The 23,786-nt window shown below is 58.8% G+C and carries 25 protein-coding genes; 9 read left to right on the plus strand and 16 right to left on the minus strand.

The annotated features are described in order from the left end of the window. Positions 1-7: 7 nt before the first annotated feature. From ppk1 to DXY10_RS10460, 3 genes are all read right to left on the minus strand, one after another. Positions 8-2,176, minus strand: coding sequence for a polyphosphate kinase 1 (gene ppk1 / locus DXY10_RS10450; RefSeq protein WP_115019198.1), 2,169 nt, complete (start codon positions 2,174-2,176; stop codon positions 8-10). A gap of 77 nt (positions 2,177-2,253) precedes the next feature. Continuing rightward, the gene (locus DXY10_RS10455) at positions 2,254-3,504 is read right to left on the minus strand and encodes an MFS transporter (RefSeq protein ID WP_115019086.1); all 1,251 of its coding nucleotides are present in this window, start codon (positions 3,502-3,504) and stop codon (positions 2,254-2,256) included. Between the two features lie 33 nt (positions 3,505-3,537). After that, positions 3,538-4,617: an anthranilate phosphoribosyltransferase family protein gene (locus tag DXY10_RS10460; protein WP_115019200.1), complete on the minus strand. Its 1,080-nt coding sequence runs from the start codon at positions 4,615-4,617 to the stop codon at positions 3,538-3,540. A 440-nt stretch (positions 4,618-5,057) separates the two neighbouring features. On the opposite strand from DXY10_RS10460, the gene cynS reads away from it, so the two are divergent. Continuing rightward, a complete protein-coding gene (cynS, locus tag DXY10_RS10465; RefSeq protein WP_170955800.1) occupies positions 5,058-5,537 on the plus strand; it encodes a cyanase in 480 nt (159 codons plus the stop codon). Between the two features lie 76 nt (positions 5,538-5,613). On the opposite strand, the gene DXY10_RS10470 is transcribed toward cynS, so the two are convergent. From DXY10_RS10470 to DXY10_RS10490, 5 genes are all read right to left on the minus strand, one after another. Continuing rightward, positions 5,614-6,354 (minus strand): HEAT repeat domain-containing protein, encoded by a 741-nt coding sequence (locus DXY10_RS10470; protein ID WP_244282266.1) that lies wholly within the window; start codon positions 6,352-6,354, stop codon positions 5,614-5,616. Positions 6,355-6,364: 10 nt separating this feature from the next. Further along, on the minus strand, positions 6,365-7,252 hold the full coding sequence (locus DXY10_RS10475) for a formate/nitrite transporter family protein (protein ID WP_115019089.1): 888 nt from the start codon (positions 7,250-7,252) through the stop codon (positions 6,365-6,367). A gap of 82 nt (positions 7,253-7,334) precedes the next feature. Beyond that, on the minus strand, positions 7,335-7,469 hold the full coding sequence (locus tag DXY10_RS10480; protein ID WP_115019091.1) for a ferredoxin--nitrite reductase: 135 nt from the start codon (positions 7,467-7,469) through the stop codon (positions 7,335-7,337). A gap of 99 nt (positions 7,470-7,568) precedes the next feature. After that, positions 7,569-9,182, minus strand: a complete 1,614-nt coding sequence (locus DXY10_RS10485; protein WP_115019092.1) for a ferredoxin--nitrite reductase — start codon at positions 9,180-9,182, stop codon at positions 7,569-7,571. Positions 9,183-9,437: 255 nt separating this feature from the next. Next, positions 9,438-9,683, minus strand: coding sequence for a hypothetical protein (locus DXY10_RS10490; protein ID WP_115019094.1), 246 nt, complete (start codon positions 9,681-9,683; stop codon positions 9,438-9,440). A 60-nt stretch (positions 9,684-9,743) separates the two neighbouring features. Here DXY10_RS10490 and DXY10_RS10495 point away from each other — a divergent pair, with 60 nt between their 5' ends. Both DXY10_RS10495 and cobA read left to right on the plus strand, forming a co-directional pair. Further along, entirely contained in the window at positions 9,744-10,466 is a 723-nt protein-coding gene (locus DXY10_RS10495; protein ID WP_244282267.1) for a CbiX/SirB N-terminal domain-containing protein, read from the plus strand. Beyond that, positions 10,463-11,248: a uroporphyrinogen-III C-methyltransferase gene (gene cobA / locus DXY10_RS10500; protein WP_115019096.1), complete on the plus strand. Its 786-nt coding sequence runs from the start codon at positions 10,463-10,465 to the stop codon at positions 11,246-11,248. The genes DXY10_RS10495 and cobA overlap by 4 nt, the downstream gene beginning before the upstream one ends. Here cobA and moaB read toward each other — a convergent pair. Further along, entirely contained in the window at positions 11,245-11,766 is a 522-nt protein-coding gene (moaB, locus tag DXY10_RS10505) for a molybdenum cofactor biosynthesis protein B (protein ID WP_115019206.1), read from the minus strand. The genes cobA and moaB overlap by 4 nt on opposite strands. A gap of 35 nt (positions 11,767-11,801) precedes the next feature. Here moaB and DXY10_RS10510 point away from each other — a divergent pair, with 35 nt between their 5' ends. Beyond that, on the plus strand, positions 11,802-12,080 hold the full coding sequence (locus DXY10_RS10510; protein ID WP_244282268.1) for a MoaD/ThiS family protein: 279 nt from the start codon (positions 11,802-11,804) through the stop codon (positions 12,078-12,080). A 1-nt stretch (position 12,081) separates the two neighbouring features. Continuing rightward, a complete protein-coding gene (locus tag DXY10_RS10515; protein WP_115019098.1) occupies positions 12,082-12,543 on the plus strand; it encodes a molybdenum cofactor biosynthesis protein MoaE in 462 nt (153 codons plus the stop codon). On the opposite strand, the gene DXY10_RS10520 is transcribed toward DXY10_RS10515, so the two are convergent. Beyond that, positions 12,507-13,379 (minus strand): NAD-dependent epimerase/dehydratase family protein, encoded by an 873-nt coding sequence (locus DXY10_RS10520; RefSeq protein ID WP_115019099.1) that lies wholly within the window; start codon positions 13,377-13,379, stop codon positions 12,507-12,509. The genes DXY10_RS10515 and DXY10_RS10520 overlap by 37 nt on opposite strands. Before the next feature lie 59 nt (positions 13,380-13,438). Here DXY10_RS10520 and DXY10_RS10525 point away from each other — a divergent pair, with 59 nt between their 5' ends. Beyond that, on the plus strand, positions 13,439-14,236 hold the full coding sequence (locus DXY10_RS10525; protein WP_115019101.1) for a hypothetical protein: 798 nt from the start codon (positions 13,439-13,441) through the stop codon (positions 14,234-14,236). Here DXY10_RS10525 and glp read toward each other — a convergent pair whose 3' ends face one another. The 4 genes from glp to DXY10_RS10545 all read right to left on the minus strand — a co-directional run bounded on the left by glp (position 14,237) and on the right by DXY10_RS10545 (position 17,163). After that, positions 14,237-15,487 (minus strand): gephyrin-like molybdotransferase Glp, encoded by a 1,251-nt coding sequence (glp, locus tag DXY10_RS10530; RefSeq protein WP_115019103.1) that lies wholly within the window; start codon positions 15,485-15,487, stop codon positions 14,237-14,239. Beyond that, complete coding sequence (gene moaC / locus DXY10_RS10535; RefSeq protein WP_115019104.1) at positions 15,471-15,947, minus strand: cyclic pyranopterin monophosphate synthase MoaC; 477 nt, start codon at positions 15,945-15,947, stop codon at positions 15,471-15,473. The genes glp and moaC overlap by 17 nt, the downstream gene beginning before the upstream one ends. A gap of 40 nt (positions 15,948-15,987) precedes the next feature. Beyond that, positions 15,988-16,743: a carbonic anhydrase gene (locus tag DXY10_RS10540; protein WP_115019106.1), complete on the minus strand. Its 756-nt coding sequence runs from the start codon at positions 16,741-16,743 to the stop codon at positions 15,988-15,990. Positions 16,744-16,821: 78 nt separating this feature from the next. After that, positions 16,822-17,163, minus strand: coding sequence for a hypothetical protein (locus tag DXY10_RS10545; protein ID WP_115019108.1), 342 nt, complete (start codon positions 17,161-17,163; stop codon positions 16,822-16,824). Positions 17,164-17,440: 277 nt separating this feature from the next. Here DXY10_RS10545 and DXY10_RS10555 point away from each other — a divergent pair, with 277 nt between their 5' ends. Next, on the plus strand, positions 17,441-17,908 hold the full coding sequence (locus tag DXY10_RS10555; protein WP_115019112.1) for a nitrate reductase associated protein: 468 nt from the start codon (positions 17,441-17,443) through the stop codon (positions 17,906-17,908). Here DXY10_RS10555 and DXY10_RS10560 read toward each other — a convergent pair. Both DXY10_RS10560 and DXY10_RS10565 read right to left on the minus strand, forming a co-directional pair. Continuing rightward, positions 17,889-20,111 (minus strand): nitrate reductase, encoded by a 2,223-nt coding sequence (locus DXY10_RS10560; protein WP_115019113.1) that lies wholly within the window; start codon positions 20,109-20,111, stop codon positions 17,889-17,891. The genes DXY10_RS10555 and DXY10_RS10560 overlap by 20 nt on opposite strands. 81 nt (positions 20,112-20,192) lie before the next feature. Continuing rightward, entirely contained in the window at positions 20,193-21,755 is a 1,563-nt protein-coding gene (locus tag DXY10_RS10565; RefSeq protein WP_115019115.1) for a NarK family nitrate/nitrite MFS transporter, read from the minus strand. Between the two features lie 293 nt (positions 21,756-22,048). On the opposite strand from DXY10_RS10565, the gene DXY10_RS10570 reads away from it, so the two are divergent. Together DXY10_RS10570 and DXY10_RS10575 are read left to right on the plus strand one after the other, a co-directional pair. Next, positions 22,049-22,636: a molybdenum cofactor guanylyltransferase gene (locus tag DXY10_RS10570; protein ID WP_115019117.1), complete on the plus strand. Its 588-nt coding sequence runs from the start codon at positions 22,049-22,051 to the stop codon at positions 22,634-22,636. Further along, positions 22,633-23,682, plus strand: a complete 1,050-nt coding sequence (locus DXY10_RS10575) for a GTP 3',8-cyclase MoaA (protein WP_115019119.1) — start codon at positions 22,633-22,635, stop codon at positions 23,680-23,682. The genes DXY10_RS10570 and DXY10_RS10575 overlap by 4 nt, the downstream gene beginning before the upstream one ends. Positions 23,683-23,786 lie beyond the last annotated feature (104 nt).

The raw sequence follows: 23,786 nt of genomic DNA on the forward strand, positions 1-23,786 counted from the left end.
ATCACAATCATTCAACGGTTTCCGACTCAGTTTTGTCGTTGGTGTTGGCTGGCGGCAGGCCGTGACGCCAAAGGTCTGTCAGTTCCAATTGGGAGTGGATGGTTTTACGGCTCGGTTGGCGCTGGCTGAAGCTTCCATCGCTGAGCATGTCCCAGGCGCCTCGATTGTCGTTTAGGTACAGGTTCAGAAGCCGCTCAAGCTGTTCACGTAATTCCGGTTCCTCCACAGGGCTGACTGCTTCGACGCGACGATCGAGATTGCGGGGCATCCAGTCGGCACTTCCCAAATACACTTCGGCTTCGCCTTTGTTGCTGAACCAGAAGATGCGTGAATGTTCGAGGTAACGGCCAATGATGCTCACCACGCGGATGCTCTCACTCACTCCTTCTCTGCCGGGGTAGAGGCAGCACATTCCTCGGATGATCAGCTCGATGACGACGCCAGCTTGAGATGCTTCATAGAGCAGAGCCACGATTGCTGGATCCACCAGCGAATTCATCTTGGCTTTGATGTGGCCACCATGGCCCTGTTTGGCGTGCTTGATCTCACGGCGGATCAGTCCTTCAATCCCTTTGCGAAGCGTGACGGGTGCCACCAACAATCTGCGGAAGCTTTGCTGCTTGGAAAAACCGGTGAGGTAGTTGAACAGTTCCACCAGGTCTTGGCCTAGTTCCGGTCTGGCCGAAAGCAAGCCGATATCTGTATAGAGCTTGGACGTCTTGGAGTTGTAATTACCGGTGCCAATGTGCACATAGCTGCGTAGTCGCTGTTTTTCCTTGCGCACCACTAGAACAATCTTGGTGTGGGTCTTGAGGCCGATCACGCCATACACCACATGCACCCCCGAACTTTCCAGTTGCTTGGCCCACTGGATGTTGTTGTCTTCGTCGAAGCGGGCCTTGAGTTCAACAAGGGCCATCACTTGCTTGCCGTGCTCTGCTGCACGGATGAGGGCCGCGATGATCGGTGAATCCTTGGAGGTTCGGTAGAGGGTCATCTTGATCCCCATCACCTGGGGGTCGTCCGCTGCCTGGTTGATGAATTCTTCTACCGACGTGGAGAAGAGGTCGTAGGGATGGTGAAGAAGCACATCGCGGCGCCGGATCACCGAGAAGATGCTCTCGAACTCCTCTTCCTTGATGGAGCCGTCTTCAAGCATGCCCCGCTGGGCCCTGGCCAGGGTTGGCGGAGTGTGTCCATTGAGAGGTTCATCCTTGAGAGCTTCGAGGGGAAGGCTCAGCAGGCCGAACAGATCATCGAGTCCTAGGGGGCCGTCGACTCGGTAAAGGTCGTCCTCCGCCACCGACATGCCATCCATCAGCATTTCGATGACGTCGTCAGGCATTTGGTTGGCCACCTCCAGGCGCACCACCTCACCGCCCATGCGCCGTTTGTGCAGTCCTTGCTCGATTGCAATCATCAGATCGTCGGCCTCGAGGTCGCGCAGTTCTAGATCTGCGTCTCGGGTGACGCGGAAGAAATAGTGACCCTCCACGGTCATGCCTGGGAACAGCAGGCCGATGTTGAATGCCACCACCTGCTCCAGCGGTACGGCGGTGTGCACGGGTTCAGGATCCGAATCACTGAGATCTGTGGGGATCGCCACGAATCTGGGCAGGATTTTTTGCGGCACCTTGACTCTCGCCAGTTGGCGTTGCCCGCTGTCAGGGTCGACCACAAGGGCACCCACGTTGAGGCTCAGGTTGCTCACAAATGGGAAGGGGTGGGCCGGATCCACCGCCAGTGGTGTCAGCACTGGAAAGATTGCCGTTTGAAAGAAGTTGTCGATCCAGAGGCGTTGGCCTTCGTTCAGCTGGGCGTAATCGAGCAACTGAACGGCGTGGTTGTTCAGTTCAGTTTTGAGCGAGTTGAGGTAGTGCTTCTGTTGCTGCTCCAGCAGTGGGAGCAGCTCTGCACGAATCGCTTTGAGCTGTTGTTGCGGTGTTCGGCCATCGGCACTGGCGGTGCTGATCCCGGCCTCAACTTGAGACTTCAGAGATGCCACCCGCACCATGAAGAACTCATCCAGGTTGTTGCTGAAGATGGCGCTGAATTTCGCCTGTTCGAGCAATGGCGTGCGTTGATCCAGCGCTTGAGCCAGCACCCTTTGGTTGAACGCGATCCAGCTCAGTTCCCGGTTGATGTACAGATCAGGATCCAGGGAACGTGCTGCCATCAGGGTGTTGAAAGGAACGGAGATCGCTGCCGGCAAGGTAGCAATCACATCTCTGTTGGGGGGTGTTGTGTACTGCCTTAGCCCTGTTGCACTTGAGCCCGCTTGGGTAGGCCGCCCGCCACTAGCAGAGCGACTCCCACCAGCATCATTCCGCCGAACCAGAAGGGACTCGTCGGTCCGAGTTTGTCGTAGCTGAAGCCGGCCGCGGAGGCGCCAAGGAAGGTGCCCAGGCTCTGCAGACCTTGCAGGCCTCCCAGGGCTGCACCCTGCCCGTCCTGACCCAGGCGACGGGAGACGAGAGTTCGCAGGCAGGGGGTGACCAGGCCGGTGCCAACGGCCAACAAGGATATGGCTGTGTAGACCACCGGGATGGAAGTGATGGGGGTGGCAAAAGGAATGAGTAGGCATCCCACCATCAGCAGCGCGAGTCCGAACAGGGTGAGGCGAAGTTCCCCGAAGCGTTTGACCAAGGGACCGATCAGTCCGCCCTGCACCACCATGGCAATCACGCCCACAAGTGCGAAGGCTGCTCCGAGCATGCCCCCGGTCCAGTTGAAGTTGTTGATCAGGTAAAGGCTCAGAACGTTGGTAAATCCGTTGAAGGTCATGAAGAAGCCGAAGAAGGCGATCGAGAGGCGGCGCACATCTGGCCTGGAGAACACCCGTCTCAGCAGGGTGATGGGATTGAGTTCGCGTTTGCGCGGAAGCTGTTTGCGGGCGTTTAAGGAATGGGTTTCCGGCAGCAGTTCAAGGACGACGATCAGATTGATCAGGGCGAAGCCAGTGGCTGCCCAGGCTGGAAAACTCTGGTTGATGTCACCAAGCAGGCCGCCTAGGCCTGGCCCTAAGGCAAAGCCAAGGCCGAAGGCCACGCCGATCAGGCCAAAAGCCCTGGCCCGGTTTTCTGGGGTTGTGATGTCGGCCAGCACGGCTGTGGCCGTTGCAGCGGTGCCTCCGCTGGCGCCGTCGATGATTCTGGCAACGAACAAGAATGCCACCGGCAGGCCTGCCGCAGCGGCACCCGGCCAGATTTGCTGCCAGGGGAGGCTCAGCGTGGTGGCGAACAGGCCCATGCCGAGCACGGACCCCATGACGCAAAGGGTGATCACAGGTTTGCGCCCAAAGCGGTCGCTGAGGGCTCCGATCAGTGGGGCGACAGTGAATTGCGACAGGGCGTAGGTGCCTGAGAGCAGCCCCAAGGTGGTGCCACTGCTAATGAAATCCTTCAGAAGCAGTGGCAATAGGGGTAGAAAGATGCTTTCACTCAGCCGGTCATTGAGGAGCGTGAGGAAGGCGCTGAGCAGGGTGGGGAACTGAAACCGTCTCACGCGTGCTCAGGCCTTTGGGGCTGATGGGATCGCTCACCCTCCCACAGACGCCCTCCACTGAATCAAGGCCTGCAAGGTGGAACTGGCGCGACCCTGGCTCAGTGTTGCTTCGGCGAGTTCAAGCCCGGCCTCAAGGCTGGTTGACCAGCCGGCCATCCAGAGATAGACGCCAGCATTCCAGCGCAGGGCAGAGACCAGAGGGCCTTGGTTGTGCAGGGCGTCCTGCGCCTGGTCTTGCCACACCTCCAGGTTTTGCCATTCCTGATCTGGTCCGAAGCTGCCATGGTCGCGGGGATGAAGAATGAGGCGTTCAGGTGCTTTCCCCTGGCGCATGCGGGCGGTGATGCAGGCCCTACTGATGGGCAGATCGGTGCCTCCCTCCAGTCCCTTCACGGTGATCACATCCGCTTCTCCCGCAATGGTGAGGGCCTCCCAGGCACGGCTTTCGGTGGGTGGGTGCACAAAACCACTCACCAGCAGATGCTCGCCTGCATGAGCTGTCCAGAGCAATTCCGCACTGGCGATCGGGGGGCGTTTGCCCAGGTCGTCGCGATGGGGGATCAATTGATCGGCTAGTGGAAAGTGGCTGGGCTGATGGATCAGGGCCAGCCCCTGGCTTTGGAAGCCGCTCTGAACCTCATCAAGAGATAGTTTTGCCAGTTCCAGCCCAAGGGCGGTGAAGAGTTCTGAGGCGGTGATGCCGTATTTGACGGGCATGCGTCCACCGGCCTGAAAGACCACGGGTTGGCCGACGCTGAGCAGCACCAAGGCGGTGAGCGGATACAGGGGAGCTGTGCGTTTGCGGCCGTCAAAGGGCATGCCGAAGCAGACGGGCCGTTGCTGATCAGGCGCACTAACGATTTTCGGCCCAAGCCGCCGATAGGTGTCGACCATGCCGCTTAATTCCTGCGGCTCGGGTCGTCGGATGCGATGGGCGATCAGAAAGGCACCGATTTGGGTATCACTTGCCTGGCCTGTGAGCATTAGATCAAAGGCTTCATCGGCCTCGGCCCGGGTTAAGCCTTTACTGGTGTGCTCACCACTTCCCACTTTGCGGAGCAGCTGCTTGAAGCGCTCCTTTGCTGGTTGCGCGGTGGGGCTGGCTTGAGGCACCGGCACAGATGGAGTCTTGAACGATCCTCTATTTTTCCTGAGAGCCCTGGGAGTAGCGGTTGTTACCAGGCGCCAAGCCCTGAATGGGTGCCATGGAAAGGGTGCTCTGGGTGATGGCGGCCTTCTGCGTAATACAGGCGCTCAATCATCAGAGTTGGAAACTGCAGGCGGCTTGGTCTTGAACGGCGCAGGCCTACATCTGTGCGGTTGAATCGGGAAGCAATGTATCTGATCATGAGACCACAATCACCTCCTTTAAAAGTGCAAGAGTTGGTGATCGGTTGCTGTCGCCATTGCTGCAGAATTCAGTTTGCCTGGAAGTGATTTTTGGTAGTGAAAGTGTCTTTTTTGTGTTTGGGATGCGACGAGTCTTGGTCTACTGCTGAGACTTCCCCTGTGGGATGCGGTTTTTGTGCAGCAGCCCCATTCTCTGAGTTTTTATGACTGCTTCCACGCTGACTCCTTCTCTGGCAGCGCCGTCTCAAGCCACGGTGACCTCAACTCTGATGGCTGCCAAAAAAGCCAAGGGCATGAGCTTTGCTGATCTTGAGGCTGCTCTCGGCCTTGATGAGGTTTGGATTGCATCGCTGTTTTATGGCCAGGCCACCGCTTCGGCTGAAGAGGCCGAGAAGTTGGCATCCTTGCTTTCCCTTGATCCTGCAATCACGGCAGCTCTTCAAGAGTTCCCTACCAAGGGCAGTCTTGAGCCCGTGATTCCCACTGATCCTTTGATCTATCGCTTCTACGAGATCATGCAGGTTTATGGGATGCCTCTCAAGGATGTGATTCAGGAGAAGTTTGGTGATGGCATCATGAGTGCTATCGATTTCACCCTCGACGTTGACAAGGTTGAGGATCCCAAGGGTGATCGTGTCGAGATCACGATGTGTGGAAAATTCTTACCTTACAAGAAATGGTGATGATCTCAGGTTGAGTGAGCATGAAAAAGCCCGGATTATTCCGGGCTTTTTTGTTGGATGAATGAGTCGGGTTTGATTAGGTTCTGTATTGCTGTTTGAGCTGTTTGCATGCCATTTGGCGTCGATCTCCTTCTGGTAATGCCTGACTGAGTTCCAGTAACCATCGCTGACTTGCAGGTGTGGCGATACAACCGAGCGCCTTGAGGGCTGCGGCTGCCACAGGGTCGGCACCGTCCATGGTGAGCTGAGCCAGGCGCTCGGTTATCGCGGTGCCGTTTCGGCGTTGGAGCAGTCGGATCGTTGCCAGCGCAACGGGATCCCGGAAATCCTTGAGTAACTTGTCGCAGACGCGAAGCAACTCCCTGTCGTCGAGCCGATGGGCATGGAAACTGAGCAGCTGCAGGCCGGCCAGACGCAGATTCATGCCTGGCATCTCCAGGGTTTGTTCGATCAGGGATAAGGGAAGTTCACCGCCCCAGCAGCCAAGCGACTGCAGCACCAGCAGGGCTCGATCGGGTTCTGTTTCTGTATCGATGCTGCGAAGGTGCTCCATCAGCCATTCACGGCTTTCGGGCTGATGGCTGAGACCTGCGGCCAGGATCAATTCGTCTTGAGGGCCGTATTGGCCCATCAGTTTCTGGATGAACGGCCAGCCCCGTTCGGCCAGCATGCCGATTTTTTCAGCTATGGCATGGCGCAGTTCATCAGAAAGGCTGGGGGAGTAAACCTCCCCCAGCCATGCGGGATCCAACGGAGCCCGTCGTGATGCTTTGGAAAGCCGCTCCCAAAGAACGGCTTCATTGGCAACCTCATTCACAGAGTCGTGATCAGCGGGCGCCCAACTCGGCGGCCAGTTCACGCTCCAGCTTGTCATCATGCTCGTTGGGAAGCACGTTCTCCACCTTGGTGCGGTGGGTGCTGTAGAAGAGCATGCCGATGAACACCATGCCACCAATGATGTTGCCGATGGTGACGGGAATAAAGTTCCAGATGAAGACCTGACCCATGTTCACGCCAGAGCCAAGGATGGGTCCCGCAGTGTGCAGGAATTGATTCACAACGATGTGCTCCATGCCCATCGATTGGAAAGCAGTGATGGGAAGCCAGCACGCCAGGATTTTTCCAGGAACACTCTTGCTCACCAGGGCCATGGTGACCCCTAGGCACACCAGCCAATTGGCGATCACCCCGCGAAGAATGGCGAGTAAGAAGCCAGTTCCACCGAGATTCTCGTATTTAACAACGACATTGGCCTTGTTTAGGGCAATGATTTTCTGAGCGACGAGGTCCCAGATAGGAGCGCCGATGTTGTCGGCAGCACCATTCATGGTTCCACTGGTCAGGCTGATGGCCATTAGCAGGGCAACAACAGCCGTTCCAATCCAGTTTCCTAACCAGACCCAGGCCCAGTTGCGGAAGGTGGCGCGCCAGCTGCTGCGACCTGCCCAGGTGGCCATCGGTAAGAGGGCGAAGTTACCGGTGACTAGCTCCATGCCAAACAGCACGATGCTGGCGAAGCCGAAGGGGAACAGCAGGGACCCAAGCCAGGGTTGACCACTCTTGATTCCGACGGTCAGTGCAAGGATCACGGCCAGGCCGAGAATCGCTCCGGAATAGAAGCCACGCACCAGCAGGTTCTTGATGCTGACAGTCGCTTTTTTACCGCCGGCGGCAATCATGCCGTCGACCAGTTCATTAGGTAGGACGTAGTCCATCTGGGACGCAGTGACACTCATGGTGTAGGTGCTGATTTCAGGTGTTTAGAGGAGGGAGACAGACGATTTGTGGATCCTTCAATCAGCCGCTGATTTTGTTCATCAGCTTCGAAAAGCCATCCAGTTGATTAGAAGGACGGGAAATCGGTGCTTTGTCAGCGCCGCTGCTGGTGAACCAGTTGACGAGGCGGGAGAAGAGATCGCGGGATTCGGACATGGAGACTTCTGGAGAGGGTTGGTGGAGAGGAGAATCGAGTGACCATGGCTTCAAAAAGTCAGCGCCACGGCTTGTTCGATTTTGAGTTTTGTTTTTGGCTTAGTTGCTAATGCGATTCATAAATCGGGAGAAGAAATCAGTGCCTCCCTTGGGCTCAGAATTGGTGCTGGGGGCAGGTTTGGGTGTTGCCCCAAATTGTTCGATGAGCAGCTGTTTCAACACAGTTTGAATTTCATCTGCTGGAATGGCTTTGTGTAGCACTGATCCCATTGTGGGGTCACTGCCTTGAGAGCCACCAATCGTGATTTTGTAGCCTTCACCCATCACACCTTCACTATTTTTTGTTTTGGTTCCGGTGAGGCCGATTGCTCCCATATCTGCTTGTCCGCAGTTATTAGGACAGCCCGTCCAGTGGATCTTGACTTCTTCCGGAAGGTTGATCTCTGCGTCAAGTGTCTTGGATAATGCAAGGGCTTGATCTTTGGTGTTGGTGAGAGCAAAGCCGCAGTAACTGTTGCCTGTACAGGAAACGGTGCCTGCTGCTAGTGCCTGTGGATGAAGCGGGAAACGCTTCAGCAGTGGATCAGCTTCCAATGGTTTGATTTGCGCGTTCGGGACTCCCACGAGGATCACGTTCTGGTCCTCGGTGAGGCGCACCTCGCCGTTGCCATATTGGAGGCTGGCGCTTGCTAGGTCTTGCAAGTCATCGGCGCTAAGTCGTCCGACGGGTACGTGAAGGCCAGCAAAGTTCAGGCCCTCTTGCTTTTGGGGATGGATCCCGTAGTGAGAGCGCGGGGTCTGATCGAACACCGAGCCTGGGTCTGGTGTGAGTGCACCGAAGTGCTCCTCAACCAAGGTGCGGAACTGATCCAGTCCCACTTTGTCGAGGTAGAGGCGGAAGCGACCCTTGGGGCGCTTGTCACGCTCGCCGTTGTCACGCCAAGGGCGGATGACCGCGTCAGTGATTTTGCAGAGTTCGTCAGGTTTGACCCATGCGTTGAGCGGCAGGGCATAGGCGTTCATCTGGGAGGACAAAACGCCTCCAACCCACACGCCGAATCCAAGCTCCCCATCCTTCTCAACCGGATGAAAGATGATGTCGTTGTGGAGGAGGAAGTTGTCTTTTGATCCGGCTACTGCTGTGTTCCACTTGCGTGGAAGGTTGGAGTATTCAGGATTTCCCTCTTCATTGTTGGTGAGGAATTGATTGAGTTCATGGGTATAGGGTCGCGTATCCACAATCTCTTGCGGATCAATGCCTGCCAGGGGATTGCCCGTGACGTTTCGGGGATTGTCAAATCCCGATTGAATAGTGCTCAGTCCGGCTTCCTTCAGTCGCTTGAGAATTTCTGGTAGGTCGCTGAGCAGCACTCCTCTGAGCTGTAGGTTCTGGCGGGTGGTGACATCACAACTGCCGTTTTCGCCGTAGCGCTCGACAATCGAACCAACGACGCGCAGCTGCTGGGCGGACAAGATGCCATTCGGCACCCTGAGGCGAAGCATGAATTTGCCTGGTGTCTTCGGCCGCCAAAACATGCCGTACCACTTAAGGCGGAGTTGTAGGTCGGTTTCATCGACCTGCTCCCAACCCATCTCTGCGAATTTCTCAATCTCGCTGCCCACGAGCAAGCCATCCTTGGCAGCCTTGTTTTGCTCGATCTTGTTCAGTTTTTTGCCTTCCAGATAGGTTCTGGAGGGAGCGCTGCTGGTCATAACTGGGGGGGAGATAGACGAGCTTCGAGCTCGATATCGGACTTGGCAGTGAGGGGCAATCTCGAAATATCGAGGCAGCAGTGCCGATTAGTTCGGTAAAGCTGTGAACGCTTTTTTAGCGATCGGCCTAGTGCTTGCGCGGTAGCGGATCGAACAAAACCCAGTGTTTGTTGTCCTTGATTTTTGGTGTGATTGGATACAAGGAGGCGCTGGGCTTTCTGGCTCGATAGCCCCATGCCTGAACGCCACCACCAATCAGTACTGACGGCCTATTTCGCCCAGCATGCGCGCGGCACCCTGGCGGATCATCGACCAGACCTTGCCCATCGCTGCCAGGTCCCGGTCGAATTCCGAGCGTTGGTTGGAGCGGGGGTAGTGTCCCCGGTCATGCCTGTCCCAGTACCCCTCTTCACTCTCGATCGGGGATCTGCTGCGCCTCTGGCGCCTAGCGTCAACCATCTCGTCTTCCCAGGCTTGTTCACGCCGGGAGCTGGCTTGCATGCTTGGCCGTCGTTGTGCTTGGGCCGGTCTGCGTCTCTGGCTGGGCATGATGCGATGGTCATGGCTGACGATCGTTCGACTTCAACAGTGCAGGGGGCGGATCATCCGTTGCCGTTGTTACGGAATGCTCCGTTTGGGTGTTCCTCGGCACGGTTTGCGGCCGTGCCAGTGGATCGAGAGCCTGCGGTCATCCGACTGGTGGTGCATGGCCGTCGTGGGGGTGAAATTCCCCAGTGTTTGATCCGCTTAGCTGACGACCTGGCCAGGCTTCGACGTGCCCCTGTGGAGGTGGAGGCACTGACGGCAGCACCTCTAGCCACGGATCCTCATCGCTCTTATTGGCTTTTGCCGTTGCTCCTGCTGCCGGGGACTCATGCCCGTAGTGATGTGCCGCAGATCCGAGAGCGGATGCGCGAGGCGGGTGGCAGCGTGAAGTTGTTGCCTTTTCTGGGCGCATGGCCGCAGTGGTGGGATCTGTTGCGCCGTTGGATCGCTGCACTGGAGCGTGATGGTCGCTCTGCGGTGGTGGTGCATCACCCTCTGAGACCGGGCTTGGCGGATCGTTATCTCGACATGCTGGAAGAGAAGCTTGGCTGTGCCCTGGTGGCGTTCGATGCTTGGGAGGAGTACCTCCAGCTGCATCCCGCCGCTTGGCCTCTACCTCTGGCCTTGGCCCCGAATCGGATGGCGGAGGCGCTGCGGCAGGCTGGTGGAGTGTCTTCGCTGCTTGACGATCCTCAGCTCCGCGCCGGTCTGGTTTCTCTGCTTTCTCTTCTGTCGTGACTGATTCGTCTCAGGGCACTGTCTATCTGGTGGGAGCTGGGCCCGGTGATCCGGAGTTGTTGACCCTCAAGGCGCATCGATTGCTGGCCGCCTGCGATGCCCTGGTGTACGACTCACTCGTGCCCAAGGAGGTGCTCGACCTCGTGCCAGAAGGGTGTGAGCGCCATTTCGTGGGAAAGCGCCGCGGCCATCATTCTGTGCCGCAGCCGAGCACCAATGCAGTGTTGGTGGAACTGGCCCACCGACATCGTTGTGTGGTGCGCCTCAAGGGAGGCGATCCCTTTCTGTTCGGACGTGGTGGCGAGGAAGCGGCCCATCTGGCTGCGCGTGGCATTGGCGTGGAAGTGGTGCCTGGCGTGACCGCTGGGATCGCAGCTCCTGCCTATGCCGGTATTCCAGTCACCCATCGCCGAGCTGGCTCTTCGGTGACCTTTGTCACCGGCCATGAGGAGATCGACAAGAGGCGTCCTTCAGTGAATTGGCGTGCGCTTGCCACGGCGACTGACGGCTTGGTGATTTATATGGGTTTGCATAATCTGCCGCGGATCGCTGAGGAGCTGATCACTGGAGGCTTGGCCGCGGATACTCCCGTGGCCTTGATCCAGCAGGGCACCGTTGCGGGGCAGCGCTGCCTCACCTCGACGCTGGCAGTGGTGGCGGAGGAGGCACGGGCTCAGGCCTTTGCATCCCCATCGATTGTGGTGGTGGGGGAGGTGGTTGACCATCGGATCGATGCCTGTGCTCCAGAACCCGCTGCGGTCACGATGCCGATTCCCTTCTAGGACTTGGCGGGTTGATCCACTGGTTCGCGCAGTCTCGGCATCAGCTGTACGAGGTTGCAGGGCTTGGTCGTGCTGTCGAGCTGCAACTTGATCAAGCGGTCCCATGCTGTTTGCACGGCATCGAGGGATCCTGGCAAGACAAACACGATCGTGCCGTTGGCTACCCCCGCCAGACAGCGGCTCTGCAGGCTGCTGGTGCCAATCGTCTCGAACGACAGCATGCGGAACAGCTCACCGAAGCCATCGATGCTTTTGTCCAGCAGGGGGGTGATGGCCTCCGGAGTGCCATCACGGCCGGTCAGTCCTGTGCCGCCACTCGTGATCACCACATCCACGTTTGGTGCGGCAATCCAGCCGCTCACCACAGCTCTGACCCGATAACGGTCATCTGGACAGATCGCTCGTTCCGCCAGGAGATGGCCTGCGGCTCCCAGCCTCTGCTCCAGGCAATGCCCACTGTCGTCATCGGCGATGGTGCGGCGATCGGAAACTGTGAGAAGGGCGATTCTGAGAGTCAGAGTTGGCAAGCAAAGCTGTAGTCGACGCTAAAACGATGGAAGCTCGCCTGCAGGCTGTGATGCCGCATGACGATTCGGGATCGGTGCGTGTGCTGCTGTTTGCGGCATTGCGGGACCAGGCGGGATGGGAGGAGAAGCGCATGCCTCTCGCTGGTGATGGTCCGCAAACGGCGTTGCAGCTTTGGATGGCTCTGGAGTTGGGAGCGTTACCTGCCGCAGTGCGCGTGGCGGTGAATCAGCAACTGGTCGATCCGGATCAGCAGCTCCATGCTGGTGACGAACTCGCCTTTCTGCCTCCCTTCACCGGTGGCTGAGATGGGGGACGCGAAGGCTCAGCGGTCTGAGAGGCCCAAGGCTGTTCAGGTGGAGATTCACTCAGAGCCATTCTCTCCATGGCAGCGGTTGGAGTCCTGCTGTGATCGGTTTGCTGCTAGCGCTGTATTCATCGGCCGGGTGCGTCCGGAGAGTGCGCAGGGAACACACCTCGATGCCCTTGAACTCACGCATTACCCGGGCATGTGCGAGCGCCGCATTGATGAGGATGCGGAGAGGCTGCGTCAGCTCCATGGCGCTGGTGCGGTGCTCGTGCTCCATCGGGTTGGTCGCCTTTCCCCGGGTGAAGTGATCGTTTTAGTTGTGGTGCAGGCGGATCGCCGCGGCCCTGCCCAGCGTTGCTGCAACGAGCTGCTCGAGGTCCTCAAACATGACGCCCCGTTTTGGAAACGGGAGTGGTGCGGTGATCAGGGCGCCTGGCTGAGCGGGAACACCCCACTCTGAGAGTGAAGGGTTGGGTGTTGGAGTTGGTATCCGAGTGCTTTGAGCCGTTCATTGTTGATGCGACGACTGCAGAGCCGTTGGTTTGCGCTCCTGCCCCATTGCACCGGATCCAGTCCCTGTCTGCGCAGACTGTGATCGACAAGATCCTTGAGGCAGATCGGTGCGTCGTTCACCACATTGACGACACCCTTCCATTCTCCGTCCATGGCAGCGATCAAGGCGCCTGCGGCATCCTCCACATGAATCCAGTTGGTGAACTGCTGTCCATCGCTGGACTGTTCGCGGCCTGCCAGGCTCTTGAGTCGGGTGTCTAGATCTCGCCCAGGCCCATACAGGGCGCCGAGCCGAAGGATGCAAACGTTTCGTCTTCCATCAGCCATGGCTCCAATCAGTTGTTCGCTCTCCACCAGAACCTGCGCATGACCATTCCTGGGATCGGGTGGAGCTGCTTCATCAACCCAGCCGCCATCAGCGTTGCCGTAGATCGAGCAACTGCTCGTATAGAGGATTTGTTGGAGATCAGGTAACTGTGGCAACAGTGACTGCAAACACGTGAAGCTTGCGATGAAGGTCTGTCGGTAGCCGTCCTCATTGACCTGACGATCCCCTTTAGGACCAAGACAGAACACAGCGCGGCGGCTCTTGTTCAGAGCTCTCAGCAGTTGGGTTGGGTTCGTGGCGTCACAGACCATCACGCCATCACTAAGCGCCGCGAGCTCGTGGCGTCGCTCTGCGCGTGTGGTCGTCAGGGTCAGTGGCAGGTGCGAACGGCGGGGTTGCAGTTGACGGGCCAGTGCGAGCCCGACATACCCGCAACCGACGATGGTCAGTCCCATGGAATGGATGGCTCTAGACCCGACACTAGGAATCTCGATTGGTCAGGGAGGAGCCGACCATGACGAATCAATGGACTCTCAACCGGCTCAACTTCGAAGGTTGCTGGCAGGGCCGGGGGTGCTGGCACGTGCGTGATTCGGCAGGAGATCTCAACTTCGCGACACCGACACGGGTGATCACGCCAACGCGATATGCCATCAGCTTCAGCGATGAGGACACGGGCGTTTGGGATGGATCAGGCTTGTTCTTCGCGCCGGATGGCAAGGCCACCTACACCATCAGCCGTGACTCTTACAACGCTGGCGGTGGTTGCTGGCAGTTCGCTGGTGCTGGCGGTCAGTCCAGCCGACGCTTGGATGCTGGAGCATCCCGGTTCGGCCACGAAATCAATCTGTTTCAGGCTCGTTCCCGTTCGATGCTTGTGCTCATCTGGGAGCCGATCGATCACCATTGGCGGCTGCAGGTCGTTGGCGCGGTTGGCTTCCGTTGTCTGCAGGGTCAATCCGTGGAGCCTGAGCGCCCGATCTGCGCTTCACCTGAGGCGTTGTTGGAACCGTTGCGGGGTTGGCAGGGAAGTTTGGAATGCCTCACCCCCAGCGAGGCCATCCAGGGACAGCCCAGTGCCCCTCAGCCGGTGGTGTTTGACCCGGAGCAGTTGCTTCGCCATGACTGTTCCGCTGTGATGGCCGATGGGTTGGTGTTCTCCGTTCCAGAGCAGCTGCCCAACGCAGCCTTTCGGCTTGAGATCGGTGGTCTGCTTGGACCAGCCTTGTTTCAGCAGGTCAGCATTCTTTTTGATTCAGCTGGAACACTGACGGCCTGGCACCGGTCCACTTTTCAGGCCACTTGGATCTGATTAGAGCAGCCTTGTTCGCACCAGCTGGGCCCAGAGTGGTGTGCCGACGTCGAGCGTTCCAGCGTCGGCGGGCACTTCCAAGAGGAGATCGGCTTGGTGCAGAGAACTGATCCGGGAGGAGGCTTGGGATCCATTCAGCCGCGCCAGCAGCTTTCCCTGAGCGTTGCTTTCCAGGCGTGCTCGTGCCAGTTCAGGCCTGCCCGGGCGTCGTCGTAACGGATCCGCCAGTTCCACCCTTAGTCGAGGGAAGAGTTCGGGTGAGGCTTGTCCTTCCAGTCGCTGCAGGGCAGGCCAGAGCAGTTGCAACGCAGTGATGGCTGCTGCCACCGGATTGCCCGGTAGACCGAAGAACGGCACCCCATGGCCCAATGTTCCAAAGGCAAAGGGGCGCCCTGGCCGCAGGAACAGTTTCCAGAAGTCGACACTGCCCAGTTCCGCCACCAGAGGACGGATCCAATCGCTATCCCCAGCGGAGACTCCACCTGTGGTCACCACCACATCGCAGACGGCTGCAAGGTCGCTGAGGTTGCTGCGGAGTGCTTCCGGTTGGTCTGGCACGACGCGACGGTCGTGAACGTTGTGGCCAAGCTTGCTCAGCATCGTCTCAAGAAGGGTGCCGTTGCTTTCCCAGATCGCACCCGCAGGGCGGATGCTGCCGGCTGGCACCAGTTCGTCACCACTGATCAGCATTCCGATCTTTGCTTGGCGGTGCACCTTGAGATCGGCAATGCCGCAGCTAGCCAGTCGGGCTAGATCCGCAGGGCCGAGTCGATGCCCTGCTTCCAGAAGAACGTCATCGACGCGGCATTCCTCGTCCGCTGCGCGGATCCATGATCTGTCGGAGGCCTCCTGCACCAGCGTGATGGCCTGGTCGTTCTCCCTCACCAGTTCCTGGGGCAGCACCCAGTCGGCTCCTCGAGGGAGGGGGGCTCCCGTCAGAATTCTGATCGCTTCTCCGGCGCCAAGACTTCCTTGGAATGGCTGCCCGGCGACGGCGCGTCCGCGCAGACTCCATCGCTCTCCTTGTGCTGGTTGAGTGGCTTGACCAAGGGCATAGCCATCCATCATTGAGGCCCTGAAGCCGGGTACGGCTTCTTGTGCCACGGTTGGTTTGGCACTGACCCGTCCCAGGGCATCAGACAGTGCAAGCGTTTCGAGATCGGTGAGGGGTTGGATCGCCTCCAAGATCCGTTGGCGGGCGTCCTCCAAGGGCAACCCTTCGGGGCCATAGGGCTCAGCGGATCCAGACACCGTTACGGCCTCCTTGCTTGCGCAGCAGCTGAATGGCTTCGATGGTCATCGCCGGATCCACGGCCTTGAGCATGTCGTAGAGGGTGAGGAGTCCCACAGAGACAGCCGTCATTGCCTCCATCTCCACACCGGTTTGGTGGGTGGTGCGACAGCTGCAGGTGAGGCGGAGCCCTGGCAGACCCTGATCGGGTTCGATGCAGACATCGATGCCACTGAGAGGGAGTGGATGGCAGAGCGGGATTAGCTCCCAGGTGTGTTTGGCCGCTTGAATTGCGGCCACACGCGCCACCGCCAGTAGATCACCTTTCGGGGTTTCGCCGCGTTGAATCAGCGCCAGGGTGTCTGTTGCCATCCTGATCCTGCCTTCAGCAACGGCTTCGCGTCGTGAGGCGGAGCGGTCGCCCACCTCCACCATGTGCACCTCACCTTGTTGGTTGAGGTGGCTGAGGTTTTCACCCATCCGATGCCGGAGGTCGTGCTTCGCGATTCAGCCTGGCAGATCAGACCAGGCTGACTTTGCCCGACCGGATGTCGAAGTAGCTAACCACGATCGTGAGACGGCCATCGACCTCTGCATCGGCCAGCACCTGGCTGCGTTGTGTGAGTTGTTTGGCGGCGAAGCCGGCGTTGCCTTTGATCGCTGTTGCCAGAGTGTTCCCTGGGCTGAGGCTGGCCCGGATCGGTTTCACCAGTTGCTCCAGCAGTGGAGTGAGAGGGGCGCTGTCGCGGGCTGCTTTGACAGCGCCGCAGTCGCTGTGACCCATCACCATGATCAACGGTGTGTGGAGCGTGGCCACGCCGAATTCGAGCGAGGCGATGGCGTTATCAAATGCGGTGTTGCCTGCGCTGCGGATCACGAACAGATCCGCTGGGGCAGCATCGAAGATCCATTCCGGAGATACGCGTGAATCGGCGCAGCTGAGAATGGAAGCCCAGGGGGCCTGGCCTGTTGTCAGCGTGTCGCCTGGTAGATAGCAACCCTTGGTCCATAGGCTGGACATCGCCTCAGCCCTTGCCGCCATGGTCGTTGCGGTGTTGTTGCTCTGCCAAGCGGCGGCGAAACGTTCGTTGCCCTCGAGCAAGGCTGCCAGAGGGTCTTGGGGCTGGCAGGAACGGGGCGTTTCATCTGCCTGAATTGCCGTATTGACCTTGAGGGGAGCAGCTTCAGCACGGTCGGCTTCCCCCAGCCATGAACCGACGAGTCCGGCGGCTGTGAGTCCACTGCCGAGCAGGAAGGAACGTCGATTCAGTCCCACGGTTCTGCGTCCTGACGATTGGGACGCTAAACCCCGTTCCGGTGCAGAGGGCGTGGTTGGCTTGGCATCAGTGCTCGATCAGCGCGCTCCGAGTGGGGCCCACAGGGTGGCTTCAGAGCCCACAACTGCCTCAACCTTGACCGCTTCAATGTTGGCGGCCGTGGCGTTGGTGGGTTGGACGTTGGTGGCGGCGGTGGGAACACGGCTGCTCTCACTCACTGCATCCCGTTCTCCCAATGCAGCCCACAGCGTGGCGGGGCTGGCGACGACAGGCTCAACAGCTGCCGCTCCGGTTTGAACCGCGGTGGATTGGCTGTGAACCAACTGCACGGCAAGGGAACCGACGATGAAGGCACCCAGGAAACCGGCCGCCACAGTGATGGGACTGCGGCCTGAGACGGACGAAATGGTGTGAGTCACGCCTGAAACTCTTCAACAGAATTTCAGTATGAGAAAAAATGGTGCGAACCGCTACTGAATGGAGAGAAATCAGTATCAGAATTAACGCTTTGTCCAGTATTCAGGAAGCTCGGTTTGTTTTGAGCCAAGTTCTCAGACATCACCCATCCATGGGAGATGCCAAGCAACATTCCAAGGGAGAGGGCGAAGCGCACGACGTTAATCTTGTAACAGCGTGAACATCGCTGGTTCTGCGTTCCTTTGTTGTCATCATTGACACCATTCACCCTCCTGGTTGATGGGCAGTCATCACAATTCGGCCAGTCATTGTTTTGCTTTTGAGCAGGATTTCATTGGCAACTGGCGCTGCATTCCCCTCTGTGTGCGCCGCAAGTTGGATCTGATCGGCCTCAAGCTCAAACTCAATCACTGGCTTGCTCTCAGCCAGGCACAGCGTCAGGAGTTGGTGGACTGGCCCGATGCGTCTGACGCTTTAGAGCAGTTGCGCGAGCATCTGCGTTGCTGCACCAGTGGCATGCCCGAGGGGATGGCGAAGGATCTTCTCCCGATCGTGGATGCAGCGTGGCAGCAGGCCGATCGATGTCCAGCTGAAGTTTTGACTGCTGCCGCTACGCGGGGGGTTGGGTTGACGCCAGCCCAGTGGTCAGGGATGAGTGAGCTGGAGCGGTTCGCTCTCTGCAAGCTGGTGCGGCCTGGGCACGATCACCACAACCTTGAAGCGGCTTTCAGTGAAGTGCTGGCGTGAGCAGGTTGCGAAGTGCCTTCAGTCGTCCCATCTCTTGCTCCACCGGTTTGACGACGGACACTGCTGGCGCCACGACAACAGCGCAGGCCTTCAGCTCCGGTTGCTTCGACACAGGGCAGGCTTGATCATGCATCAGCACATTGGCTTCGCAGGCTTTGTCCTGAGTAAATCCCCAGTGCATGGGTAAAAACACAGTGCCGCGACGGATCCGGGGGCTGACCTGTACCTTCGCGGTGATGTGGCCGCGGCGGGAACTGATCGCTGCGAGTTGTTTGTCTTCCACTTGATAAGCGCGGGCATCGTCTGGGTGGATTTCCAGGACCGGTTCGGGGTGCATGGTTTGCAGACGTTTCACCTTGCCAGTGCGCGTCATCGTGTGCCATTGCCCGAGGTAGCGCCCCACTGTGAGCACCAGTGGAAAGGTGTTGCATGGGGGTTCGGCCAGACCGAGCGGTTTGTCGTTGCTGAAACGGGCTCGGCCCGTTGCTGTGGCGAAGTGATGGTCGGTGTAGAGGCGTTTCGCGGTCTGCGTCGGAGCACTGCCTTGGGGGAAGGGCCACTGCTGCGGACCCTCTTGTTCCAGCAGGTCATGGCTTAGACCTGACATGTCACAGAGTCGTCCAGTGGTCAGCCTGGTGAATTCTGCATACACCTCTGCGGAGGAGTGGTAGCTGAACTGATCCACGAAGCCCAGGCGTCGTCCGATGTCTGCGAACACTTCCCAGTCGGGCCGGCTGTCGCCATGGCGGGGCCGATAGGCCGGACAGTAGGTGACGCGCCGTTCGGAGTTGGTCATGGCGCCGGCCTTCTCGCTCCATTGCGAGGCAGGCAGTAGCAGATGGGCGTAGTGGGATGTTTCCGAGTCTGCGTAGGCCTCGCTGACCACAACCAGTGGACAACGCTGCATCGCTGCCTTGACCCGTTCCAGGTCGGGCATGCTCACCAGAGGGTTGGTGGCAGCCACCCACCAGAGCTCAAGCTCGCCTCGTTCCATGGCTTCCACCTGCTGCCAGGCGGAGAGTCCAGGCATCGGCGAGATTCGCCCTGCTGGAACGTTCCAGGCTTGTTCGACTTGGCTGCGGTGTTCGGCATTGGTCACCAGTCGGTAGCCGGGAAGGAGATGGGCCAGCCCGCCGGCTTCACGCCCACCCATTGCATTGGGCTGGCCGGTGAGTGAGAACGGCCCGGCCCCTTCCTTGCCGATCTGGCCACTGAGCAGATGCAGGTTGATCAGCCCCTGCACCACAGCGGTGCCTTCACGCCGTTGGTTCACGCCCATCGACCACAGGCTCAGCACCCGCTGACGCCTGTGGAACAATTCGGCGACGTCGCGTAGACGTTTCTCGGGAATGCCGCAGAAGCGCGCCACCTTGCGTGGCGTCCAGCGCGTCACCACATCGAAGAATGGTTTGTAGTTTTCGGTGTGTTGGTCGATGAAGCTGACGTTTTGACCGTTCTCCCGCAGCACGAGATGGGCAATGCCATGGAGCAGGGCCAGGTCGGTGCCTGGTGCCACGGCAAGGTGGATGTCGGCAGCTTTGGCGGTGTTGGTCTGGCGTGGATCGATCACCACGATCGTGAGGCTGTTGGGGTTGCGTTTTTTGCGTTTGAGCAGTCGTTGGAACAGCACCGGGTGGCATTCGGCCGTGTTGGTGCCGATCAGCACGGCCACACTGCAATGGTCGATGTCCTCGTAGCAACAGGGGGGGCCATCGGAGCCGAGGCTGCGGGTGTAGCCGGCTACAGCCGAACTCATGCATAGGCGTGAGTTGGCATCAAAGTTGTTGGTGCCTAGGGCTCCTTTCAGTAGTTTCTGGGCGAGGTAGTAATCCTCAGTGTGGAACTGACCAGAGCCATACATGGCAATGGCATCAGGGCCTTTGCTTTGCAGGGTTGTACGGATCTGATCGGTGATCGTCTGGAGGGCCGTATCCCAGCTCACCGGCTGGAAGTCCTGATCAAGGCTGGCGCGATAGAGCGGTTGTTGGAGGCGTCCGCGGGAGAGGGTTTCCCCCACGGTGGCGCCTTTGATGCACACCTGTCCAAGGCTGGAAGGGTGCTGGCGGTCGCCGCGCGCGGTCCAGATTGGGTTGCCTTCGGGATCGCGTTTGACGGCTTGACCGGGTTGGGCTGGAGCGAGCAATTCAAGGCCGCAGCCCACACCGCAGTAGGGGCACTGGCTGCGCACAGACGGTGTGGTCATGGCTTTGAGAATGAAAAGCCTGGGCTTTTAGCCCAGGCCATGAAGCCGCAATCTGCGGCGTTTGTTGTGGGGCTTGAGGGGTCAGCGACCAGCCAGCACAGGAATCGCTTCTTCTCCTTCATGCAGTTCTGCGAAAGACCCTTTGGGTTCTTTCAGGAAGAAGAAGCAGAAGAAGGCCACAATCAGCCCAGCAATGCCAAGGATCATGAAAAAGGCACTGTTGGAGTTGGCGATCACCTCCGGTGAGGGATCTGAACCACCACCCATCCACATCGGCAGCAGGCTGAAGATGGTGAGATAGGTCACAGCACCGACATTTCCGTAGGCACCCACCAGCCCGGCAACCTGACCGGTAACGCGGCGCTTTACCAGAGGGACTAGGGCAAAGGTTGCACCTTCTCCGGATTGCACAAAGAAGGACGCAAGCATCGTGATCACCACGGCCACGGTGATGCCGCTGGCCCCTGAGAAGGTGCCGGGTTTGATCATGCTCATCACCAGGTAGCCAAAGCCCAGGCCGGCGGTGAGGAAGCCCATGGTGTTCTTGCGGCTGCCGACTTTGTCGGAAATCAAACCACCTGCAGGGCGGGCAATCAGGTTCACGAATGCAAAGCAGGAGGCAAGAATGCCGGCCGTCGCTTTTGGCAGATCAAACGTGGTTTCAAAGAAGGTGGGCAGCATCGACACCACAGCGAGCTCGGAACCGAAGTTGACGATGTAGGTGAGTTCCAGAATGGCTACCTGACGGAACTCGTAGCGGTCTTCCTTGGGGTAGACCTTGTTGCCCAGGATCAGTTCACGGTTGGTGCGGATGATGCCCCAGGTTTGGAAGGCAAACCAGAGGGCAACAGCGCCCAGGGCCAGTGGATAGGTGGCGGCAGTGAGGAAGCCCACTTTCTGCAGGCGCCAGCAGAGCACGCACAGAATCGCAGCAAAGGGGACATTCATGCCCAGCAGGCCCCAGAAATCACGCATGGAGGTCACTTCCAATCCAGCGGTTTTCTCTGGCTTTTGATACGCCTTGCCTGGAGGTGTATCGGTGACGTTGAAGAAATAGAAGACGCCGTAAAGGGCAGAGATAATGCCTGTGAGGGCGATCGCACCGCGCCAGTTCAGCACTGCACCTGTTGGTAGTTCGAAGCCACCGGAGAACGAGAGAACACCAGCTAGAAACACCATGGTGAGTGCCGAGAAGGCCGAGCCGAAGTTGCCCCAGCCGCCGTAGATGCCTTCAGCTAGGCCGATTTCTTTGGGCGGGAACCACTCAGCCACCATGCGGATGCCGATCACGAAGCCGGCGCCGACAATGGAGAGCAGAAGACGGGCTACGACCAGCTGGTTGAAGTCCTGAGCGGCGGCAAACAACAGGCAGGGAAAGGCCGAGAAGACCAGGATTGAGGAATAGGTAATCCGGGGTCCGAATTTGTCGAGCAGCATGCCGATCAGCACCCGAGCTGGGATGGTGAGGGCCACGTTGCAGATCGCCACCGTGCGGATCTGGCCGAGTTCGAGGCCGAGATCTGCTCGTACTGTGGTGGCTAGAGGGGCAAGATTGAACCAGACGACGAACGTCAGGAAAAAGGCAATCCAAGTGAGATGAAGTGTTCGATATCTCCCTTGGAACGACCAAAGATCGCCAAGCATGAAAGTGAAATTTTGGTGCCCTCGAGCGTCAGAAGAGAAGTGCTGAGGATGGAATTAGACGGCGCTGAACAAAAGGACCGTTCGCAAATTGATTAAACGCCACTCGCTACCCTTCCAATGGTTGCAGCGGCTACTAAACAAGTGAAAACGGTTCTCGCTAAACATTATTTACGCTAATCAATGCAATGAGTTCTTGCGATTGATCTTTCAAAGGTGATCATTGCTACATATTTGCCGTGATGTTTTGGCACGATTGCCCGTTGGCTTCAGTGGTCGTTTGTTCGCCTCTTGTAATGAGATCTGACGGCCTCACAGCCTGCGTTTTCAGTGGCGGTGCCAGTGAACGGATGGGTCGCGATAAGGCATTGCTTTCCCATCCCAGCGGTGGCCTCTGGTTGCCCACCCTTGTTGATCATCTGCGGGCATTGCAGTTGCCGGTTTTGGTGGTGAGCCGACATCAGACCCACCAAGCGCTGCTGCATGGACGGCCTCAGGTGCAAGTGATGCTCGAAGCGCCCCCCTGGCAGGGGCCTTTGCGGGCGTTGGAGCGGGTCTTGGCTGTTGACTCTGGTTATCCATTGTTGGTGGCGCCTGTGGATATGCCGCTACTCACTCCGGCGGTGCTGCAGCAGTTGATCGATGCCTGGCAGATCGATCCCCAGCGTGTGGCCGTAGCGGATGATGGCGAACGCTTGCAACCCTTACTGGGCATCTATCCCTCCGGTGCACCGTTTCAGCCGCTGCTTCGGCAGCAGTTGCAGCAAGGCGATCGACGTTGGTTGCGCTGGCTGGATCAGATTCCCCATCAGACGGTTCGTCTGCCTGCTGCTGCTCTTCGCAATGTGAATGCTCCTGCTGATCTGGCAGCGTTACAGGCATGACCGTGGCTCCTGTCATCGATCAGCTGGATCGCCCCCTAGGGGTGTTGCGTCTCTCGCTGACTGCTCGCTGCAATCTGGCCTGTCCCTACTGCTGCCCGGATGCAAAGGAGCCGGAAGGTTTGTTGAATCTCGAGGCCCAGTTGGCGGTGATCCGCGCAGCCTGCCGGCTCGGTGCCCACACGTTGCGGCTCACTGGTGGCGAGCCTTTACTCAGTGATCGGCTTTGGCCATTGCTGGAGCAACTTGCCGCGGGTCGTACCGATCCCTCTGATCCCTTGCACCAGTTGCGTCAGCTCACTTTGACCAGTAACGGTGTTCTGCTCACGCCGGAGCGGGCCCTTCAGCTCAAGGCCCTTGGGTTGGACCGCGTCACGATCAGTCTGGATGGAGCTGATGCCATCAGCGTGGCGCGTATGACGGGTTTGCCTGGGGAGGCGCGCACGGGTGAGCGTTTGCTGGCTCAGGTGCTGAGAGCGCTCAAGGCTGCTCGGGCGGCTGGCTTCGATCCGCGTCTCGGCGAATTGAAGTTGAACAGTGTGATCCAGAACGGTGTCAATCAGGACCAGCTCATTCCTTTGGCGGCACTGGCCCGCGAGCAGCAGCTGGAGCTGCGCCTGATCGAATATATGGATGTGGGCAATCGCAACGGCTGGACCGAGCAGCAGGTTGTGCCGGCTGCGGAGATAATTGCCCGTTTGCACCGTCACTGGCCGCTCGAGCCTGTGGGTCGTGCTCATCACGCCACTGCAAATCGTTGGCGTTATCGAGATGGTGGTGGGGTTGTGGGGGTGATTGCCTCCATCACCGAGCCGTTTTGTGGTGATTGCAACCGGCTGCGGGTCACCGCCGATGGTCTGGCCTTCACCTGTCTGTTCGCGAATGAGGGGCTTGACCTACGGCGGTGGTTGATGCCCCGACCCGATCACGCCGGCCTGATGGCAGCGCTGACCACTGCATGGCATGGACGGGAGGATCGTTTCAGTGAGCTGCGGGCCCAGCTGGGTTCACCGTCACCCCATGCGGAGATGGCCTACCTGGGGGGCTGATCTGATTGCGGTTGAGCCGCAAGCCGTGGTGAAAGGGGTGTTGGTTGCCACCACGTTGATCGGGCGGTTTCGATACAACCAAGCAAGAGAGCTGCCTTGACTGG

This window comes from Synechococcus sp. UW140 (assembly GCF_900474295.1).
Lineage (GTDB): Bacteria > Cyanobacteriota > Cyanobacteriia > PCC-6307 > Cyanobiaceae > Synechococcus_C.